The organism is Acidovorax sp. ACV01 (assembly GCF_014851495.1).
GTDB lineage: Bacteria > Pseudomonadota > Gammaproteobacteria > Burkholderiales > Burkholderiaceae_C > Acidovorax > Acidovorax radicis.
On record NZ_JACUZT010000002.1, the window covers coordinates 231207 to 247849 of the forward strand.

Below are 16643 nucleotides of genomic sequence, written 5' to 3' on the forward strand. Positions count from 1 at the left end.
TCGGGGCGGCCAGGAACTCCGGGTGGTCCGGTGCCCGGCGAGATCGTGAACAGGCCCTTGAAGGGCCACTTTTGGAAAGGTTTTTGTTGCACCACGCTCTGGGTGAATTGCTGGGCTCCGTGGCCGACGATGCGCGCTGGAGCGACGCGCTGGCCCGCTACGCCGCCAGCTTTCGCGCGGACCTGCTCGGTGGCGCCTTCCTGGCCAGCGGCCTGGACCAGCTGGCGCAGTGGGGCGCTGAGTTTGCGGCGCACCCCGAGGTGGATTACTGGCTGCAGTCGCCCTCGAGCGACGGCGCGCCCGCGCTGCTGGCGATGGGCGTGACCCCCGAGGCGGCGCGGCGTTATGCCACGCACTTTCGGCTGCAGGACCCGCTGTGGGACGACGCGATGGCGCAGCGCGCGCGCCTGGGCGCAGTGGGCACCTGGGTGGCCACGGACGCGCCCGTGCACGCCACGCGTGGCTTTCGCCGCACCGAGATCTACAGCGACTTCCTGCGCGAATACGGCATCGGAACCCGCATGTTTGGCGGCAGCCAGGGCGCGTCGCACCCGGTGGGCAATCTGTTCATGTCGGTGTACCGCCAGGGGGATGACGAGGGGTTTGCGCCGGAGGAAGTCGCGCGCTTTCGCGCGGAGTTTGGCGGCGTGCAGCGCGCCGCGTTTCTGCACCGCGAGATGGTGGCCCTGCGCGCGCGCACCCAGGGCCTGGAGTCGCTCATGGAGCAGATGCCCATGGGCCTGCTGTTTTTTGACACGGCGGGCCGCCTGTTGCACGCCAATGCGCGCACCCGGCTGCTGAGCGCCCGGCCGGAAAGCGCCGCCCTGCGGGCCCTGCTGCGCGGCCCGCTGCTGGCCAGCACGGCCGATGCGGCGCTGCGCGCGCTGTTCCAGCAGTCGCTGTTGGGGCGCAGTGGCTGTGTGGAACTGCCCGGCACGGAGGGCGGGCTGCTGCTGGTGACGCTGCCCCTGAGCGACCTGGCCGCACTGGGCGTGTGCCTGCGCGCGCCGGGCGTCGCCTGGGTGGTGCTGGAGCGCAGCCTGTGCAGCGAGGCCGCCGTGGCCCTGGCCCGCCAGGCCTACCGCTTGAGCCCGTCCGAGGCCGACCTGCTGCTGGCGCTGATGCGCGGCCAGACCCCGCAGGATTTTGCGGACGCGCGCGGCTCGCGCATCTCGACCGTGCGCACGCAGATGAGCGCGCTCCTGGCCAAGACGCGCACCCAGCGCCAGCAAGACCTGGTGGCACTGGTGGCCCGGCTGATGCTGCTGGCGCCGGGCCAGGTGGCGCAGGGAGCGTTGCCGACCGGCCCCTAGCGGCGCAGGTCTGCCACGCGCCGGTGCGCTGCGGCCTCATGTTGCAGTGCACTGCATAATGCGCGCACGCGGCCCGGCTGGCCTCCACAGGGCAGGCGCCCGGGGCCGGGGCCAACGTCATTCCGCCAGACAGGAGACAACCAGCCATGGCCCAGAACGTGCTCGCCGTTTACCCCGGAACCTTTGACCCCATCACGCTGGGCCATGAAGACGTGGTGCGCAGGGCCACCCAGTTGTTCGAACGCGTGATCGTGGCCGTGGCGGCGGGGCACCACAAGAAGACCCTGTTCAACCTGGAAGAGCGGATCGACATGGTCCGCGAGGCGGTCAAGGGCTACCCCCAGGTGCAGGTCGAAGCCTTCTCGGGCCTGCTGCGCGACTTTGTCGTGGAGCGTGGCGGCAAGGCCATGGTGCGTGGCCTGCGCGCCGTGACCGACTTTGACTACGAGTTCCAGCTGGCGGGCATGAACCGCAGCCTGATGCCGCAGGTGGAAACCGTGTTCCTCACCCCCAGCGACAAATACCAGTTCATCAGCAGCACCTTTGTGCGCGAGATTGCCGTGCTGGGCGGGGAGGTGCACAAGTTCGTGTCGCCCTCGGTGCAGGAGCGGCTGGCCGAGAAGGTCCGCACCCTCACGCCGCCCTGAGTTTTTGCCTGAAAACAGGTGCTGGCGCTTATCCGTTAGGCGCTGATAGCTATTTAATTGATAGCGTTCGTGCCGCCAGGGATGGTGGCTAAGCCAGCGCCTGAAGGCGGCGCGCCACTTCCGCAGCTTCGGCCCGCAGGGCCTCCAGCATGGGCAACACCTCGGGCAGCGGTGGGCGGTACAGCGGCAGCACGGCCGCCACGCTGAACGGGATCGAGAACGCGAGCCGCCGCACCACCAGCCGGCCATTCGCCGCAGCCGTCAGGGCCGTCAGCGGGTTGACGATGGCCAGCCCCAGGCCGTGCTCCACCATCGCGCACACGGCAGCGGCGCTGTGGGTTTCCATGCGCAGCGTGCGTGGCACGGCGGCTTCGGAAAAACGCGCGTCGATCAGGCGGCGGTAGGGGTCGTCGGCCGACAGGCTCACAAAGGGCTGGCCGGCAAAGTCCGCCAGCTGCAGCACGGGTTGCCGGGCCAGGGCGTGGTCGGCGGGCAGCACGGCCACTTCGTCCAGGGTGAGCAGCACCTCGGCGCGGGTGCCGGGTGGGGCGGAGGTCTGCTCGCACAGGCCCAGGTCAAAACGCTGGGCACTCATCCATTCTTCGAGCAGCGGCGAATCCTGCGGTGTGACCGACAGGCGCGCGTGGGGCTGCACCTGCATCAGCCGCGCCGCCGCACCGGGCAGCAGTGCGTGCGCCAGCGCGGGCAAGCACAGCACTGCCAGCTGCACCGCGTCGGGACGGCCCAGCGCCACCGCGCGGCCCACCACGCGCTCCAGGCCCTGCCACGAGCGCTGCACCTCGTCCCACAGCGCGAGCGCGCGCGCGTTGGCCCGCAGGCGGCCCTGGATGCGTTCGAACAGCGCATAGCCCAGCAGCGATTCCAGCCGGGCCAGCTCGCGGCTCACCGTGGGCTGCGAGCTGTGCAGCAGGTCGGCCGCGCCGGTGGCGCTGCCGGCGGTCATCACGGCGCGAAACACTTCGATGTGTCGGTGGGTGATGCGGTGGGCCAGTGGCGTGTCGGTCATGCGCGGAGCATATCCAAAATGAATGAATGTTGGAAATAAAAGCATTCGACCAAATACCTGCCAGAGGGCATCATCCGGGCTTCCATTCAGCCTTGTGTCTTCGGAGTCTCCATGTCCAACCCCTTCTCGCCCGCCCAGTTGTGGTCTTTGGCCGACCAGTTCGGTACCCCGCTGTGGGTGTACGACGCGGCCACCATCCGCCAGCGCATTGCCCAGGTGTCCAACTTCGAGACCATCCGTTTCGCGCAGAAGGCCTGCTCCAACATCCACATCCTGAAGCTCATGCGCGAGCAGGGCGTGAAGGTGGATGCGGTCTCGCGCGGCGAGATCCTGCGCGCGCTGGCGGCGGGCTACACGGCCGGCGGAGAGTCGTCAGAGATCGTCTTCACCGCCGACCTGTTCGACGCCGCCACGCTCGACTGCGTGGTCGAACACGGCGTGCCGGTCAACGCGGGTTCCATCGACATGCTGCACCAGCTGGGCGCGCGCTCGCCCGGCCACGCCGTGTGGCTGCGCATCAACCCCGGGTTTGGCCACGGCCACAGCAACAAGACCAACACCGGCGGCGAGCACAGCAAGCACGGCATCTGGCACACCGACCTGCCTGCGGCGCTGGCCGCGATCGCGCAGCATGGTTTGAAGCTGGTGGGCCTGCACATGCACATTGGCTCGGGCGTGGACTACAGCCACCTGGCCGAAGTCTGCGGCGCCATGGTGGGCCTGGTGCGCACGGCCCATGCGGCGGGGCATGACCTGCACGCCATCTCGGCCGGTGGTGGCCTGTCCATCCCCTACCGCAGTGGCGACCCGGTGGTCGACACCCAGCACTACCACGGCCTGTGGGACGCTGCACGCCAGCAGGCCGAGGCCATCGTGGGCCACAAGCTGGGCCTGGAGATCGAACCCGGCCGCTACCTGGTGGCCGAATCCGGCGTGTTGCTGGGCCAGGTGCGCGCCACCAAGAACGCAGGCAACAACCACTTCGTGCTGGTCGATACCGGCTTCAACGAACTCATGCGCCCGTCGATGTACGGCAGCTACCACGCCATGAGCGTGCTGCGCCGCGATGGCGCCACGGAGGCAGAGCACCCCACCGTGGTGGCGGGACCCCTGTGCGAATCCGGCGACGTGTTCACGCAGGGCGATGGCGGCGTGGTGCTGCCGCGCGACCTGCCAGGCGCCCAGGTGGGTGATCTGCTGGTGATCCACGACACGGGGGCCTATGGCGCATCGATGTCCTCCAACTACAACACGCGCCCCTTGATTGCCGAGGTGTTCGTCGATGGTGGCCAGGCGCGCCTCATCCGCCGCCGCCAGACGGTGGACGAGCTGCTGGCGCTGGAACAGGGGCTTTGATCGCGCTGGGGGGCGGGTACCGCTCCGACAGCCGGTAGGCATGCACCTACGGCCATGCGCAGTGCAGGCGCACAAGGGCGGGAAAAGCGGGGCCATACAGTGAAATCACTTACCCCCTTCAACCTTTTTCAGGAGATCACTATGCCCATCATTGCTTGGCTGCTCGGCGTCCCGCTGTCCGTGGTTCTGTTGCTCATGCTGTTCGGAGTGTTCTGATCGCGCCCCGCGAGGGGTCCTAAAAAAAGCCGCAGGGCGCCCGTTTCGGGGCGCCCTGCGGCTTTTTGCTGGGCGGTGCCGGGAGTGGCCCCCGCATGCCTTTTGCCAAGGCTGTCGGGCCGTTGGTCCGCTTCCCGCATTGCCTTGGGCTGCAATGGAACGAGGAAGCCGCTAAGCTGCACTTTCTCTCTCAATGGAGCGCCGAGGGTCCGGCTGCTTGGCGCCACGCACAGGGCGCGGGTAGGTGGGGCGCATCAGAAGAACTGGAGTCCCCATGCATGCCGAAGAACAGACGATTGTCGAGCTTGCCTACCCGGGCGAGTACCTGAGCCGCCTGGGATGCCCCGAGACCAAGACCTGCAAGATCCGCCTGTCGCGCAAGGGCCAGGGGCTGCTGGCCCGCATGTATGCCCGCAAGGGCTACAGCATGCAGGCCACCTTGTCGCACGATTGCGACCTGAGCAGCCTGGTGGTGCAGATCGACGGGCAGTCGCAAGGGACGATTTCGGTGCGCATGGACGACGGGCACCTTGCGGCCGAGGAGCAGTACCCCGAGTTCATCGCCGAACTGCGCCAGCGCGGCGCGCGCATCTGCGAAATGGGCAAGCTCGCGATGGACCCGGAGGTGCGCTCCAAGCATGTGCTAGGTGCCATCTTCCACATTGCGTGGATCGTGGCCTTCCGGGCACGGCGGGCCACCGACATCGTCATCGAGGTGAATCCGCGCCACGCTCCGTTTTATCGGCGCATGCTGTGTTTTGACCAGATCGGCCCCGAGCGCATGTGCGAGCGTGTGGGTGCGCCCGCCGTGCTGCTGCACATCGGCGCCGACAAGGGGCGCCGCCTCATCGACCAGTTTGGTGGCCAGCCCAAGCTGGCCAGCGAGGAGCGCAGTTTTTACCCGTATTTTTTTCACCCCGACGATGAAGAGGGGCTGCTGCGGCGCCTGTCAGTGGGGTAACCCTCACGGTGCTGTGCGGTGGGCAGCGTTCACACCTTCTCAGAGCTCGCCCCGGGGGCCGCGCCCCATGAGCTGCGCCACGGCCTCGGCAGGTTGCAGGCGGCCGTCGAGCAGGGCCACGGCGGCCTCGGCGATGGGCATGTCCACGCCCAGGGTCTGTGCGCGCTGCACCACGGTGCGGGCGCTGTAGACGCCTTCTGCCACATGGCCCAGGGATTCCACCGCCTGCGCCAGGGTCTGGCCCTGCGCCAGCAGCATGCCCACGCGCCGGTTGCGCGACAGGTCGCCGGTGGCGGTCAGCACCAGATCGCCCAGGCCGGACAGGCCCATGAAGGTGTCGGGGCGTGCGCCCAGCGCCAAGCCCAGCCGCGTCATCTCGGCCAGCCCGCGGGTAATGAGGGCGGCGCGGGCGTTGAGCCCCAGCGCCAGCCCGTCGCACAGGCCGGTGGCGATGGCCAGCACGTTTTTCACTGCCCCGCCCACTTCCACACCCACGATGTCTTCGTTGGCGTACACGCGCACACTGGGGCTGTGGAAAGCGTTGACCAGCGCATCACGCACGGCGGCATGGGGGCTGGCGGCCACCAGGGCCGTGGGCTGCCCCAGCGCCACTTCCTGCGCAAAGCTTGGGCCGCTGAAAACACCCGCTATCAAATCAGGAGCTACTTGCGCTTGTACCTCATGCGCCAGCAGCCCAAAAGATGCTGAATCGGCACCGGGAGGCACCGCCTCGAAGCCCTTGCACAGCCAGGCCACGGGCGCCGTGCATCCCCGCAGCGCCCGCAGCATGCCGCGCAGCGCCGCCATGGGTGTGGCCACGATGACCAGGTCGGCACCCGGCAGCAGCGTGGCAAAGTCGCCGTCTGCAATGGTGAGGGAAGCGGGGAAGGCGATGCCGGGCAGGTAGCGCGGGTTCTGGCGCTCCCCACGCATGCTGCCTGCCTGGGCGGCGTCGCGCGCCCAGAGCGTGACCGCATGGCCGGCAGGGTGCTGGGCCGCGCTCATGGCAAGCGCAGAACCCCAGGCACCGGCACCCAATACTATGATTTTCATAGCTTTTGGCGCTTATCTATCAAGCGCTAGAGGCCAAAAAGCCTCTAAACGCTGATGATTACTGCGTGATGATGGGCGAAGCCTGGCCGGCGGCCTGCGCTTGTTGCTGCTCGTACATGGCCTGGAAGTTGATCTCGGCCAGGTGCACGGGCGGGAAGCCGGCGCGGTTGATCACGTCGGCCACGTTGCCGCGCAGGTAGGGGTACACGATCTGTGGGCAGGCGATGCCCATGATGGGGCCCATCTGGTCTTCCGGCACGTTGCGGATTTCAAAGATGCCGGCTTGCTTGGCTTCGACCAGGAACACGGTCTTGTCCTTGATCTTGGTCTGCACGGTGGCGGTCACGGCCACTTCATAGATGCCTTCGGCCACGGGAGTGGCTTCCACACCCAGCTGGATGTCCACGCTGGGCTGCTCTTGTTCGAGCAGGATGCCGGGGGAATTGGGTTGTTCCAGCGACAGGTCCTTCAGGTAGACGCGTTGGATCTGGAATACGGGGTTTTCTTGGTCGGCCATGGTGAAGTCTCTTATGCAAACGGGTTTCAGCAAAACGAAACCCGCCGGGGATCAGCTCCCGCAGCGGGCACATGGGGCTGCATTATGCAGCGCCCGGTGAGGGGGTCAGGCGGCGCCCAGCAGGGGCATCAGCTCGCCGCGACTGTCCAGCGCCACCAGATCATCGTGGCCACCCACGTGGGTGTCGCCGATGTAGATCTGCGGCACCGTGCGGCGGCCGGTGATCTCCATCATATGGACGCGCGCGGCGGGGTCGGTATCGATGCGGATCTCTTCGATCTGTTCCACGCCTTTGGACTTGAGGATCTGCTTGGCCCGGATGCAGTAGGGGCAGACAGCAGTGGTGTACATCTTCACGGGTTGCATGGCGGTTCTTCCTGTTGGGCAACGAGACCAGGCACAAGCCTATCGTTGATGGAATAACTGGGGGCGGTTCAGGCTTTTTCCACAGGCAGGCTGGCTTCGCGCCACGCCTTGAGTCCGCCGGCCATGGCCTGGGCGTTCTCATAGCCCAGCTTCTTGGCCATGGCCACGGCACGGTTGGCGCGGGCACCGGTGGCGCACACCAGCACCAGGGGCAGGGCCTTGTTCTTGACCACGGTGGGCAGGCGCTCTTCGAGCTGGCCCAGGGGCACGTTCTTGGCACCGTTCACATGGCCTGCGGCGAATTCCTCGGTTTCGCAGACGTCGATGACCACCGCCTTTTCGCGGTTGATGAGCTGCACGGCCCGCGCGGGAGTCAGCGAGCCGCCACTGGCGTTCTTGAGGACCGGCCACAGCAACATGCCGCCCGAAGCCAGTGCAACAAAGATCAGATACCAGTTGTCGATAATGAATTTCACGAAGATTCCTTGGGTTGGCGAACAGCGTAATTCTAGAATGCTGGGTTTTGGCCCGCATTTCTTTGACCCGCCTTTCCTGGGGAAACCATGTACAAACTCGTCCTCATCCGCCACGGTGAATCCACCTGGAACCTTGAAAACCGTTTCACCGGCTGGACCGACGTGGATCTCACGCCCACTGGCGTCTCCCAGGCCATGTCGGCCGGCAAGCTGCTCAAGGCCGAGGGCTATGAGTTCGACCTGGCGTTCACCAGCGTGCTCAAGCGCGCCGTCCACACGCTGTGGTACGCGCTCGACGAAATGGACAGCACCTGGCTGCCGGTGGTCAAGGACTGGCGCCTGAACGAACGCCACTACGGTGCCCTGCAGGGGCTGAACAAGGCCGACATGGCCAAGCAGTACGGTGACGAACAGGTGCTGGTCTGGCGCCGCAGCTACGACACCCCCCCGCCAGCCCTGGAGGCTACGGACCCCCGCAGCGAGCGCAACGACCGCCGCTACGCCGCCCTGGCCGAAGGCAGCGTGCCGTTGACGGAATGCCTGAAGGACACGGTGGCCCGCGTGCTGCCGTTCTGGAACGATGCCATGGCACCCGCCATCCGCTCAGGCAAGCGCGTGGTGGTGGCGGCGCACGGCAACTCCATCCGCGCCCTGGTGAAGTACCTGGACAACATCTCCGAATCGGACATCGTGGGCCTGAACATTCCCAACGGAATCCCACTGGTATACGAACTCGACGCCGATCTCAAGCCCATCCGCCACTACTATCTGGGCGATGCCGAGGCGGCCGCGAAGGCTGCAGCGGCGGTCGCGTCGCAAGGCAAGGCGTAAAGCCGGGGTAAAGACAGGGAAAACCTGCCGATATTCTGTCGAAAGTGAGCGCCTGTGCGGAACCGCAGCGGGTTTGGTCCTTCCAAGGTGTATATTGGTTTTGAAGCGGTAAAAGGTGTTGTATGGGCCACAAACTCAAAATTGCAGGATGGGTGTCGGTAGGTGTCGTGGCTGGGGCTCTGACGACGGTATCGTTGCAGACGGTAGCCCGCGGCGCGATGACCCCGCTGCCGCTGGAGGAAATCCAGCAGCTGTCGGCGGTGTTTGGCCTCGTGAAAACCGACTACGTCGAGCCGGTGGATGACAAGAAGCTCATCACCGACGCCATTTCCGGCATGGTGGCCAGCCTCGATCCGCACTCCCAGTATTTCGACAAGAAGTCCTTTAAGGAATTCCGCGAAGGTACCTCGGGCCGTTTTGTGGGGGTTGGCATCGAAATCACCCAGGAAGACGGCTTGATCAAGGTGGTATCGCCCATTGAGGGTTCGCCGGCCTTCCGTGCCGGCCTCAAGACCAATGACCTGATCACCAAGATCGACGAAACGGCGGTCAAGGGCCTATCGCTCAACGATGCGGTCAAGCGCATGCGCGGCGAGCCCAACACCAAGGTCACGCTCACCATCTTCCGCAAGGACGAGAGCCGGACTTTCCCCGTCACCATCACGCGCGAAGAGATCAAGACCCAGTCCGTCAAGGGCAAGGTGGTGGAGCCTGGCTACGGCTGGATCCGCCTGTCGCAGTTCCAGGAGCGCACGGTCGATGACTTCGTGCGCAAGGTGGAAGAGGTCTACAAGCAGGAACCCAACCTCAAGGGTCTGGTGCTGGACCTGCGCAACGATCCCGGCGGCCTGCTGGATGCAGCCGTGGCCATCTCGGCGGCATTCCTGCCGGAAAACGTCACGGTGGTCACGACCAATGGCCAGCTGGCAGACAGCAAGGCCACCTACAAGGCGTCGCCAGACTACTACCAGCGCCGCGGCGGTGGTGATCCGCTGCGCCGCCTGCCTGCAGCCCTCAAGTCCGTGCCGCTTGTGGTACTGGTGAACGAGGGCTCCGCATCGGCCAGTGAGATCGTGGCTGGCGCCCTGCAGGACCACAAGCGCGCCACCATCATGGGCAGCCAGACCTTTGGCAAGGGCTCGGTGCAGACCGTCCGCCCGCTGGGGCCGGATACCGGCATCAAGCTGACCACTGCGCGTTACTACACCCCCAGTGGCAAGTCGATCCAGGCCAAGGGCATCGTGCCCGATGTGATGATCGACGAGTCGGAAGAAGGCAACGTCTTTGCGGCCCTGCGCATGCGCGAGGCCGATCTTGACAAGCACCTGGGCAGCGGCCAAGGCGAGGAAAAGAAGGACGAAGCCCGTGAAAAGGCCCGCGAGAGCGCCCTCAAGCGCATGGAGGAAGAGGCCAAGAAGCCAGCCACGGAACGCAAGGCTCCGGAGTTCGGTTCGGACAAGGACTTTCAGCTTGTGCAGGCGCTGAACCAGCTCAAGGGACGGACGGTGCTGGTCAGCAAGACGTTGACAGAACGCAAGGACGAGAAGAAAGAGAATTGAGCTTTCGCTCCCTGCGCTGAAGGCCGGATTTCCAGCGAGATCCGGCCTTTTTTCTTGCCCTTAGTTTTCAGAGATTTTCGCCATGACCGATGACCAGCTCTTGCGGTACTCCCGCCACATCCTGCTCGATGAGATGGGCATCGAGGGACAGGAGCAGGTGTTGGCGTCCCATGCGGTCATCGTGGGGGCGGGTGGCCTCGGTTCGCCTGCAGCGCTGTACCTGGCGTCTGCCGGTGTCGGCCATATCACCCTGGTGGACGACGATGTGGTGGACCTCACTAACCTGCAACGGCAGATTGCCCACACCACTGCCCGGGTGGGCCGGCCCAAGGTGGAGTCGGCAGCCAGCGCCATGGAGGCCATCAACCCGGGAGTGCGTGTGACGGCGCTGCAGGCGCGTGCCGATGCCGCCGTGCTGGATGCGCTGGTGCAGGACGCCTCGGTGGTGCTCGATTGCAGCGACAACTACGCCACGCGCCAGGCCATCAATGCAGCTTGTGTGCGCCATCGCAAGCCCCTGGTTGCGGGGGCTGTCATCCGCTTTGATGCGCAGATCACGGTGGTGGATCCGCGCCACGCCGCGTCGCCCTGTTATGCCTGCATTTTTCCGCCCGAGGCGGAATTTGAAGAGGTGCGCTGTTCCACCATGGGGGTGTTCGCGCCGCTGGTGGGCGTAGTGGGGGCCATGCAGGCGGCTGAGGCCCTGAAGCTGCTCGCGGGCATCGGAACATCGCTGGCGGGGCGCTTGCTGATGCTCGATGGGCGAGCCATGGAATGGAGCACCATGAATGTAGCGCGCGCTGCGCACTGCACGGTGTGTGTTGTTCGGTAGGATTATTCCTACAACATCCACGTGTGGTGGCTGGCAGAATCCATTCAGCTGAACCTCTAAATTTGAGGCTCGACAAGCGCAAACGTGCGCTGACCGTGAAACTGGGCCCTTCTGTGAAACTCCGCACCTACATCGTTGAAGACAACGCCACCATTCGAGAGAACCTGATCGGGACGCTCGAAGAGTTGGCGTCCGTAGAAGCGGTAGGGGTTGCGGAGACGGAGGACGAGGGCAAGAACTGGCTTGCCACCCACGGCGAACAGTGGGACCTGGCGATCGTGGATCTTTTCCTGCGCCAGGGCAGCGGGCTGGGTGTGCTGGCGGCGTGCCGCTCACGCCGCCCCGGCCAGAAGATGGTGGTACTGAGCAACTACGCGACGCCCGATGTGCGCATGCGCTGCGCGCAACTCGGGGTGGATGCGGTTTTTGATAAATCCAACGAAATCGATGCGCTGGTGGATTACTGCATCCAGCATAGCAGCAGCCCTGCGGGAATGGATGCTGCCAACCAATCCTTCTCGGCGCCTGGCCACTCGCTGTGACGTTCGGCCCTGCCGCGCGGGATGCGCGGCGGGGCTTCTTGTTTTTACCGCTCCTGTTGTCTGGCTGAGCAAGCCGCCAGGACCCCGGACTGAGGCCACCCCATGTCAGTCAATCAGGCGGTTCTTGAGCGCGTAGTAAGTCAGATCGCTGTTGGACGACAGACTCATCTTTTCCATCAGCCGTGTGCGGTAGGTGCTCACCGTCTTCACGCTCAAAGACAAGGCCTTGGCGATATCGCCCGCCGTCTCCCCCTTGGCCAGCTTGAGGAACACCTGAAACTCGCGTTCAGACAGCTGCTCGTGGGGCGGTGCGTCATCCTTGCGATTGAGCTGCTGGGCCAGCAGTTCGGCCACGGCAGGCGTCAGGTAGCGCCGGCCCAGCGCAATGGTGCGGATCGCCTCCACGATTTCCGAGGGTTCGCATTCCTTGTTCAGGTAGCCGCTCGCACCCTGGCGGATCAGGTTGATCGCATAGTGCTCTTCGGGATATCCGCTCAGGATCAGGATGCCCATGTCGGGCGCCTTGGCGCGCAGCATGGCCAGGGCATCCAGACCGCTCTGGCCGGGCATCGAAAGGTCCATCAGCAGGACATCAATTTCCTTGTTGCGCACCAGGTCGATGGCTTCGCGCCCGTTGGAGGCTTCGCCCTCCACCCGCAGATCCACATGCTCCGACAGGAACTGCCGCAGCCCGGAACGAACAATCGCGTGGTCATCCACAATGCCAATCTTGATCATCGATCTTTCTTTCGCAGGGCGGTGATGCCGCTCCTGATGTTTGTTGGTTGCAAATTGTTCCGGCACTTCACCCCTGGTGGCAGGGTGGTGCCCGGGTCTACACACATTATCCAGAATACCGCGTATGAGTCTTAAAGAAAACACCCGCATCTGGCTGCCCAAAGTCCGCAGGATGGCACTGAGCCTGCCCATGGCGTTGCTGGCGGCCATGGTGCTGGTGGGTATCAATGAAACGGGCCACATGCGGTCTCAGGATGCGGTGGAGCAAATGACCCACGGCCAGAACACGCGCAAGGCCGTCAATCTGCTGCTGCAGAGCATGCTGGACGCAGAAACAGGGCAGCGTGGTTACCTGCTCACCGGCAACGAGACTTACCTGGAGCCGTACGACAAGGCCGTGGCCACCGTGCAGACCAACCTGGACGGCTTGCGTGGGCTGTTCATGGACGCCCCGGATGACATGCAGGAGTTTGCGCTGCTGTCGCGGCAGATATCCCGCAAGCTCGCGGAGATGGAGCTGAGCCTGCGCTTGCGCCGGCAGGGCAACGAAGATGCCTGGAAGTTCATCCTGCACACCGATGTGGGCAAGGAACACATGGAGGCGATCCGCAAACACGCGCTGGAATTGATTGCCCGCAGCGACCAGCACGTGAAACAAGGTCAGGAGCAGATCGAGCAGTCGCTCATGCTGTCGCGCATCGGCATCGCCACCGTCACCGTCATTGGCTTGCTGGCGTTTTACATGTACCTGCGCCAGGCGCAGGCGCTGCAGGTGGTCAACCTGCGCGAGCAGGCCCTGCTGGAGCGCGAACGAGACCGCCTCGAAGGCCTTGTGAAGGTCCGCACGGCAACTCTTTCCGAGCTGGCGAACCACCTTCAACAAGTGCGCGAAGACGAGCGCGGGCACCTGGCGCGGGAGCTGCACGATGAGCTGGGCGCGTTGCTCACAGCGGCCAAGCTCGATGTGGCGCGGCTCAAATCCAAGATCGACGCCAATGCCCCTGAAGTGGCAGAACGGCTCAAGCACCTGACCGAAACGCTCAACAGCGGGATTGCGCTCAAGCGCCGCATCATCGAGGACCTTCGTCCTTCGTCGCTGTCCAACCTGGGCCTGACGGCGGCCCTGGAGATCCTCACGCGCGAATACGCCGAGCGCGCGGGCATTGAGGTCGAGACCAGCCTGGAGGCGGTCCAGTTGCCCGATGCCTCGCAACTCACGGTGTACCGCATGGTGCAGGAGGCGCTGACCAACATCGGCAAATATGCCAAGGCCAGCAAGGTGCTGGTGTCGGTGCATGGTTACCCTACCCATGTGGCCGTCCAGGTGCGCGACGATGGCGAGGGGTTTGACCCGGCCACGGTGCGGCCTACGTCGCACGGGCTTTCTGGAATGCGCCACCGGGTGGAGTCTGCGGGCGGCAGGCTCTCCATTACCTCCCGCCCCGGCAACGGCACCCTGGTTTCCGCCGTGCTGCCGCTGCAGCGCCGCAGCGCCGAGTCGCCGCCGGTCCCCGCACTGGACGCTTGACGAGGATCGAGCCGAGGTGCAGCAGGTCCCGTCCTACAGGCGGCTCGCTGTGCCGCCGACAGGCCCGCGCGCCGGGCACCGGCATCTTTGGCCCCGCAGGTTCCTTACAGTGAATCCCAGGCGCTGAAGTTCTTGTGCCAATCCAACCGCCGGCAACCGGCCACCTCAAGAGGAGAAGGAGAAAGAAATGTTGCACTACGCAGTTGTTTTTCTGGTGATCGCGTTGATCGCTGCCCTGTTCGGCTTTGGCGGTATTGCTGCCGGTGCCGTAGGCATCGCCAAGATTCTGTTCTTCGTGTTCGTCATCATGGCGGTCGTGACCTTTGTACTGGGTCTGCTCAAAAAGGGCTGACGCCCCGGACCGCGAAATCAAGCACCCGCATTCACCCTTTCAAGGAGTTTCCGCATGAGTATCCAGACCGCTACCGATAAAGTTGCCAACAGCGCCCGCCATCTTGCCGACGACGTGCTGCAGAGCGCACAGGACGCCGTGCAATCCACCCGCACGGCCGCCAACAACTCGTTGGAAAAAGCAGAGGAAGGTGTGCGTGCGCTGCGCAGCCAGACCGACCCGGTCATTGACGATCTTGCTGCACGTGCGCAGGATCTCGCAGCACGCAGCATTGGCTACTGCGCCGAGACAAGCGCCCGGGCTCGCCGCCAGATGCAGCAAGCCGCAGACGCCACGAACAAATATGTTGCCGAGCAACCCGGCAAGTCGCTGGTGATTGCCGCCGCCTCGGGCGCGGCACTGGCCACGCTGGTGCTGTGGATGTCGCGCCGTCGGCACGCCTACTGAGCCGCACCCATCTCCCTACAGTCCGCCGGTCGCGGAGGGTGCAACAGACCGGCAGATTGCAATCTTCCAGCACCCGCGTTCCCAACCATTCTCAAAGAAGGACAACACCATGAAATACGCACGTGCACTCGCTTTTGCCGCTGTCGCTGGCATCACCATCATCACGGCCACTGGCTGCTCGGTAGCCCGTGAACAACAAACCGTTGGCTCCTATGTGGACGACGCCGGCATCACCACCGCCGTGAAGGCCAAGATGGCAGAAGACAAAAACGTATCGGCCACTTCCATCAGCGTAGAGACGCTCAACGGCACGGTACAGCTTTCGGGCTTTGCCAAGTCGCAGGCTGAAAAGAACCAGGCGGAAGCCATTGCACGCAACACCAAGAATGTGCGTGAAGTGCGCAACAGCATCGTGGTTCGACCCTGACCGGATTGCCTGACACCATGCGCCTGCGGTCTTCCAAAGCCGAAGGCGCATAGGCACTGACCGCTAAGCAGGCTCCGGGCATGTCCTGGAGCCTGCTTTTTGCATGGGTGCATCCATTGGTGCCTCCCAAGCCTTGTGCGTTGGCCACACTCCACGGGGTATAAGCTTCATACCATGCGGGTATTCAATTGCGACCATTGCGGTCATCTGGTTTTTTTCGATAGCGTGCAGTGTCTGCACTGTGGCAGCGCGCTGGCATTTTTGCCCGATGTGCTGACCATTGCGGCCCTCGCGCCTGCGCCGCAGGACGGTGCCGACCTGTGGAGGCGCAGGGGCGGGCGCGGCAGCACCGACTACAGCGGCCGCCTGTACCGCATGTGCCGCAACCATACGGAGCACCAAGCTTGCAACTTTGCGGTGCCGGCCAACGACTACGCCGAACTGTGTGTGTCCTGCCGCCAGACCCGGGTGCTGCCCGATCTTTCGGAGGCTGCCAACATGGGCCGCTGGATGCAGATCGAGGCTGCCAAGCGGCGCCTGTTTTACAGCCTGGCCCGTCTGGGCCTGGAGCCGGCACCGGGGCGCACCGGGCCGGTTTTTGAATTTCTGGCGGAATTGCCCGGCGGGCCCCCTGTCATGACGGGCCACCACGGCGGGACGATCACACTCAATGTGGCTGAAGCGGACGACGACGAGCGCGCACGCCGCCGCATCGCGCTGGGGGAACCCTACCGAACGCTGATTGGCCACCTGCGCCATGAGTCTGGCCATTTTTATTGGGACCAGCTGGTGCGCGACGGTGGGCGCCTGGAAGACTTCCGCCAGATGTTTGGCGACGAGCGCCAGGACTATGCCGCCGCGTTGGAGGCCCACTACGCCAAAGGCAACGACCTGGGCGACTGGGCTGATCACCACGTCAGCGCCTATGCCGCCGCCCACCCCTGGGAGGATTGGGCGGAGACCTGGGCCCATTACCTGCACATGATTGATCTGCTGGAGACATCGGCCAGCTATGCCACCGAGGTCACGATCCCTGGCATCTATGGCGCGCAGCGCAGCAGCGCCATCGACCCGTTTGCCAGCCCGGCACCTGATTTCCAGTCCATGGTGCAGCACCTGGTGCCGCTGACGCTGCTGCTCAACAGCCTCACACGCAGCCTGGGGCAGCCCGATGCCTATCCGTTTGCGCTGGCCGGCGAGGTGCTTGCCAAACTGAGGTTTGTACACGACGTGGTGCGAGAAGCCGCCCAGCGACCGTCCTCGGCCGTGGCTCCGTCCCCATCGGTACCCTCTGTACCCGTCGCCAAACCCATCAATAAAAAGAATAGCAAAATAACCAGCAAGGACATGCGCTAGCGCCTGATTTTTCTCAAATTCTGCCGTTATCCAAGGGTTGGAGCGACCACGGCCTGGAACTTGCTAAATGTCTGCGAGGAGATTGGCTCTCATGCAGAA

Annotated in this window: 19 protein-coding genes; 13 read left to right on the plus strand and 6 right to left on the minus strand. The window is 64.6% G+C overall.

Features of this window, described 5'->3' with window-relative positions; genetic code table 11:
• The first annotated feature begins 83 nt into the window (after positions 1-83).
• Entirely contained in the window at positions 84-1313 is a 1230-nt protein-coding gene (locus IB243_RS05615) for a helix-turn-helix transcriptional regulator (protein WP_225584763.1), read from the plus strand.
• Between the two features lie 146 nt (positions 1314-1459).
• The gene (gene coaD, locus IB243_RS05620; protein ID WP_010463145.1) at positions 1460-1960 is read left to right on the plus strand and encodes a pantetheine-phosphate adenylyltransferase; all 501 of its coding nucleotides are present in this window, start codon (positions 1460-1462) and stop codon (positions 1958-1960) included.
• 88 nt (positions 1961-2048) lie between these two features.
• Here coaD and IB243_RS05625 read toward each other — a convergent pair whose 3' ends face one another.
• Positions 2049-2987 carry a LysR family transcriptional regulator gene (locus IB243_RS05625; protein ID WP_192425657.1) on the minus strand — a complete coding sequence of 313 codons (939 nt, stop codon included), beginning with the start codon at positions 2985-2987 and terminating at the stop codon, positions 2049-2051.
• 111 nt (positions 2988-3098) lie between these two features.
• On the opposite strand from IB243_RS05625, the gene lysA reads away from it, so the two are divergent.
• Positions 3099-4343, plus strand: coding sequence for a diaminopimelate decarboxylase (lysA, locus tag IB243_RS05630; RefSeq protein WP_192425659.1), 1245 nt, complete (start codon positions 3099-3101; stop codon positions 4341-4343).
• A gap of 490 nt (positions 4344-4833) precedes the next feature.
• Complete coding sequence (locus tag IB243_RS05635; protein WP_010463152.1) at positions 4834-5520, plus strand: hypothetical protein; 687 nt, start codon at positions 4834-4836, stop codon at positions 5518-5520.
• A gap of 39 nt (positions 5521-5559) precedes the next feature.
• Here IB243_RS05635 and IB243_RS05640 read toward each other — a convergent pair whose 3' ends face one another.
• From IB243_RS05640 to IB243_RS05655, 4 genes are all read right to left on the minus strand, one after another.
• Positions 5560-6573, minus strand: coding sequence for an NAD(P)H-dependent glycerol-3-phosphate dehydrogenase (locus tag IB243_RS05640; RefSeq protein ID WP_192425661.1), 1014 nt, complete (start codon positions 6571-6573; stop codon positions 5560-5562).
• Between the two features lie 58 nt (positions 6574-6631).
• The gene (gene secB / locus IB243_RS05645) at positions 6632-7090 is read right to left on the minus strand and encodes a protein-export chaperone SecB (protein WP_010463156.1); all 459 of its coding nucleotides are present in this window, start codon (positions 7088-7090) and stop codon (positions 6632-6634) included.
• A 105-nt stretch (positions 7091-7195) separates the two neighbouring features.
• On the minus strand, positions 7196-7456 hold the full coding sequence (gene grxC, locus IB243_RS05650) for a glutaredoxin 3 (RefSeq protein WP_010463158.1): 261 nt from the start codon (positions 7454-7456) through the stop codon (positions 7196-7198).
• Positions 7457-7524: 68 nt separating this feature from the next.
• Positions 7525-7932: a rhodanese-like domain-containing protein gene (locus IB243_RS05655; RefSeq protein WP_010463160.1), complete on the minus strand. Its 408-nt coding sequence runs from the start codon at positions 7930-7932 to the stop codon at positions 7525-7527.
• 87 nt (positions 7933-8019) lie between these two features.
• Here IB243_RS05655 and gpmA point away from each other — a divergent pair, with 87 nt between their 5' ends.
• The 4 genes from gpmA (at position 8020) to IB243_RS05675 (ending at position 11696) form a co-directional block, all read left to right on the plus strand.
• A complete protein-coding gene (gene gpmA / locus IB243_RS05660; protein ID WP_010463162.1) occupies positions 8020-8763 on the plus strand; it encodes a 2,3-diphosphoglycerate-dependent phosphoglycerate mutase in 744 nt (247 codons plus the stop codon).
• A gap of 122 nt (positions 8764-8885) precedes the next feature.
• Complete coding sequence (locus tag IB243_RS05665; RefSeq protein ID WP_010463164.1) at positions 8886-10322, plus strand: S41 family peptidase; 1437 nt, start codon at positions 8886-8888, stop codon at positions 10320-10322.
• An 82-nt stretch (positions 10323-10404) separates the two neighbouring features.
• Positions 10405-11154: a HesA/MoeB/ThiF family protein gene (locus IB243_RS05670; protein ID WP_192425663.1), complete on the plus strand. Its 750-nt coding sequence runs from the start codon at positions 10405-10407 to the stop codon at positions 11152-11154.
• A 113-nt stretch (positions 11155-11267) separates the two neighbouring features.
• A complete protein-coding gene (locus IB243_RS05675; protein ID WP_035197925.1) occupies positions 11268-11696 on the plus strand; it encodes a response regulator in 429 nt (142 codons plus the stop codon).
• 105 nt (positions 11697-11801) lie between these two features.
• On the opposite strand, the gene IB243_RS05680 is transcribed toward IB243_RS05675, so the two are convergent.
• On the minus strand, positions 11802-12434 hold the full coding sequence (locus IB243_RS05680; RefSeq protein WP_010463169.1) for a response regulator transcription factor: 633 nt from the start codon (positions 12432-12434) through the stop codon (positions 11802-11804).
• 124 nt (positions 12435-12558) lie between these two features.
• On the opposite strand from IB243_RS05680, the gene IB243_RS05685 reads away from it, so the two are divergent.
• The 5 genes from IB243_RS05685 (at position 12559) to IB243_RS05705 (ending at position 16544) form a co-directional block, all read left to right on the plus strand.
• The gene (locus tag IB243_RS05685; RefSeq protein WP_192425665.1) at positions 12559-13962 is read left to right on the plus strand and encodes a CHASE3 domain-containing protein; all 1404 of its coding nucleotides are present in this window, start codon (positions 12559-12561) and stop codon (positions 13960-13962) included.
• A gap of 187 nt (positions 13963-14149) precedes the next feature.
• The gene (locus IB243_RS05690) at positions 14150-14314 is read left to right on the plus strand and encodes a DUF1328 domain-containing protein (RefSeq protein ID WP_010463174.1); all 165 of its coding nucleotides are present in this window, start codon (positions 14150-14152) and stop codon (positions 14312-14314) included.
• A 54-nt stretch (positions 14315-14368) separates the two neighbouring features.
• Positions 14369-14761 (plus strand): hypothetical protein, encoded by a 393-nt coding sequence (locus tag IB243_RS05695; protein WP_192425667.1) that lies wholly within the window; start codon positions 14369-14371, stop codon positions 14759-14761.
• Positions 14762-14870: 109 nt separating this feature from the next.
• Entirely contained in the window at positions 14871-15188 is a 318-nt protein-coding gene (locus IB243_RS05700; protein ID WP_010463178.1) for a BON domain-containing protein, read from the plus strand.
• Between the two features lie 174 nt (positions 15189-15362).
• Complete coding sequence (locus IB243_RS05705) at positions 15363-16544, plus strand: putative zinc-binding metallopeptidase (RefSeq protein ID WP_192425669.1); 1182 nt, start codon at positions 15363-15365, stop codon at positions 16542-16544.
• Positions 16545-16643: the final 99 nt, after the last annotated feature.

What these genes read in the sequence shown, in the direction of transcription:
- IB243_RS05690 (WP_010463174.1), top strand. Translation starts at nt 14,150, where the DNA reads ATGTTGCACTACGCAGTTGTTTTTCTGGTGATCGCGTTGATCGCTGCC.
- coaD (WP_010463145.1), top strand. Translation starts at nt 1,460, where the DNA reads ATGGCCCAGAACGTGCTCGCCGTTTACCCCGGAACCTTTGACCCCATC.
- IB243_RS05635 (WP_010463152.1), top strand. Translation starts at nt 4,834, where the DNA reads ATGCATGCCGAAGAACAGACGATTGTCGAGCTTGCCTACCCGGGCGAG.
- IB243_RS05640 (WP_192425661.1), bottom strand. Translation starts at nt 6,573, where the DNA reads ATGAAAATCATAGTATTGGGTGCCGGTGCCTGGGGTTCTGCGCTTGCC.
- IB243_RS05705 (WP_192425669.1), top strand. Translation starts at nt 15,363, where the DNA reads ATGCGGGTATTCAATTGCGACCATTGCGGTCATCTGGTTTTTTTCGAT.
- IB243_RS05685 (WP_192425665.1), top strand. Translation starts at nt 12,559, where the DNA reads ATGAGTCTTAAAGAAAACACCCGCATCTGGCTGCCCAAAGTCCGCAGG.
- grxC (WP_010463158.1), bottom strand. Translation starts at nt 7,456, where the DNA reads ATGCAACCCGTGAAGATGTACACCACTGCTGTCTGCCCCTACTGCATC.
- IB243_RS05665 (WP_010463164.1), top strand. Translation starts at nt 8,886, where the DNA reads ATGGGCCACAAACTCAAAATTGCAGGATGGGTGTCGGTAGGTGTCGTG.
- gpmA (WP_010463162.1), top strand. Translation starts at nt 8,020, where the DNA reads ATGTACAAACTCGTCCTCATCCGCCACGGTGAATCCACCTGGAACCTT.
- IB243_RS05625 (WP_192425657.1), bottom strand. Translation starts at nt 2,987, where the DNA reads ATGACCGACACGCCACTGGCCCACCGCATCACCCACCGACACATCGAA.
- IB243_RS05700 (WP_010463178.1), top strand. Translation starts at nt 14,871, where the DNA reads ATGAAATACGCACGTGCACTCGCTTTTGCCGCTGTCGCTGGCATCACC.
- lysA (WP_192425659.1), top strand. Translation starts at nt 3,099, where the DNA reads ATGTCCAACCCCTTCTCGCCCGCCCAGTTGTGGTCTTTGGCCGACCAG.
- IB243_RS05695 (WP_192425667.1), top strand. Translation starts at nt 14,369, where the DNA reads ATGAGTATCCAGACCGCTACCGATAAAGTTGCCAACAGCGCCCGCCAT.
- IB243_RS05670 (WP_192425663.1), top strand. Translation starts at nt 10,405, where the DNA reads ATGACCGATGACCAGCTCTTGCGGTACTCCCGCCACATCCTGCTCGAT.
- secB (WP_010463156.1), bottom strand. Translation starts at nt 7,090, where the DNA reads ATGGCCGACCAAGAAAACCCCGTATTCCAGATCCAACGCGTCTACCTG.
- IB243_RS05680 (WP_010463169.1), bottom strand. Translation starts at nt 12,434, where the DNA reads ATGATCAAGATTGGCATTGTGGATGACCACGCGATTGTTCGTTCCGGG.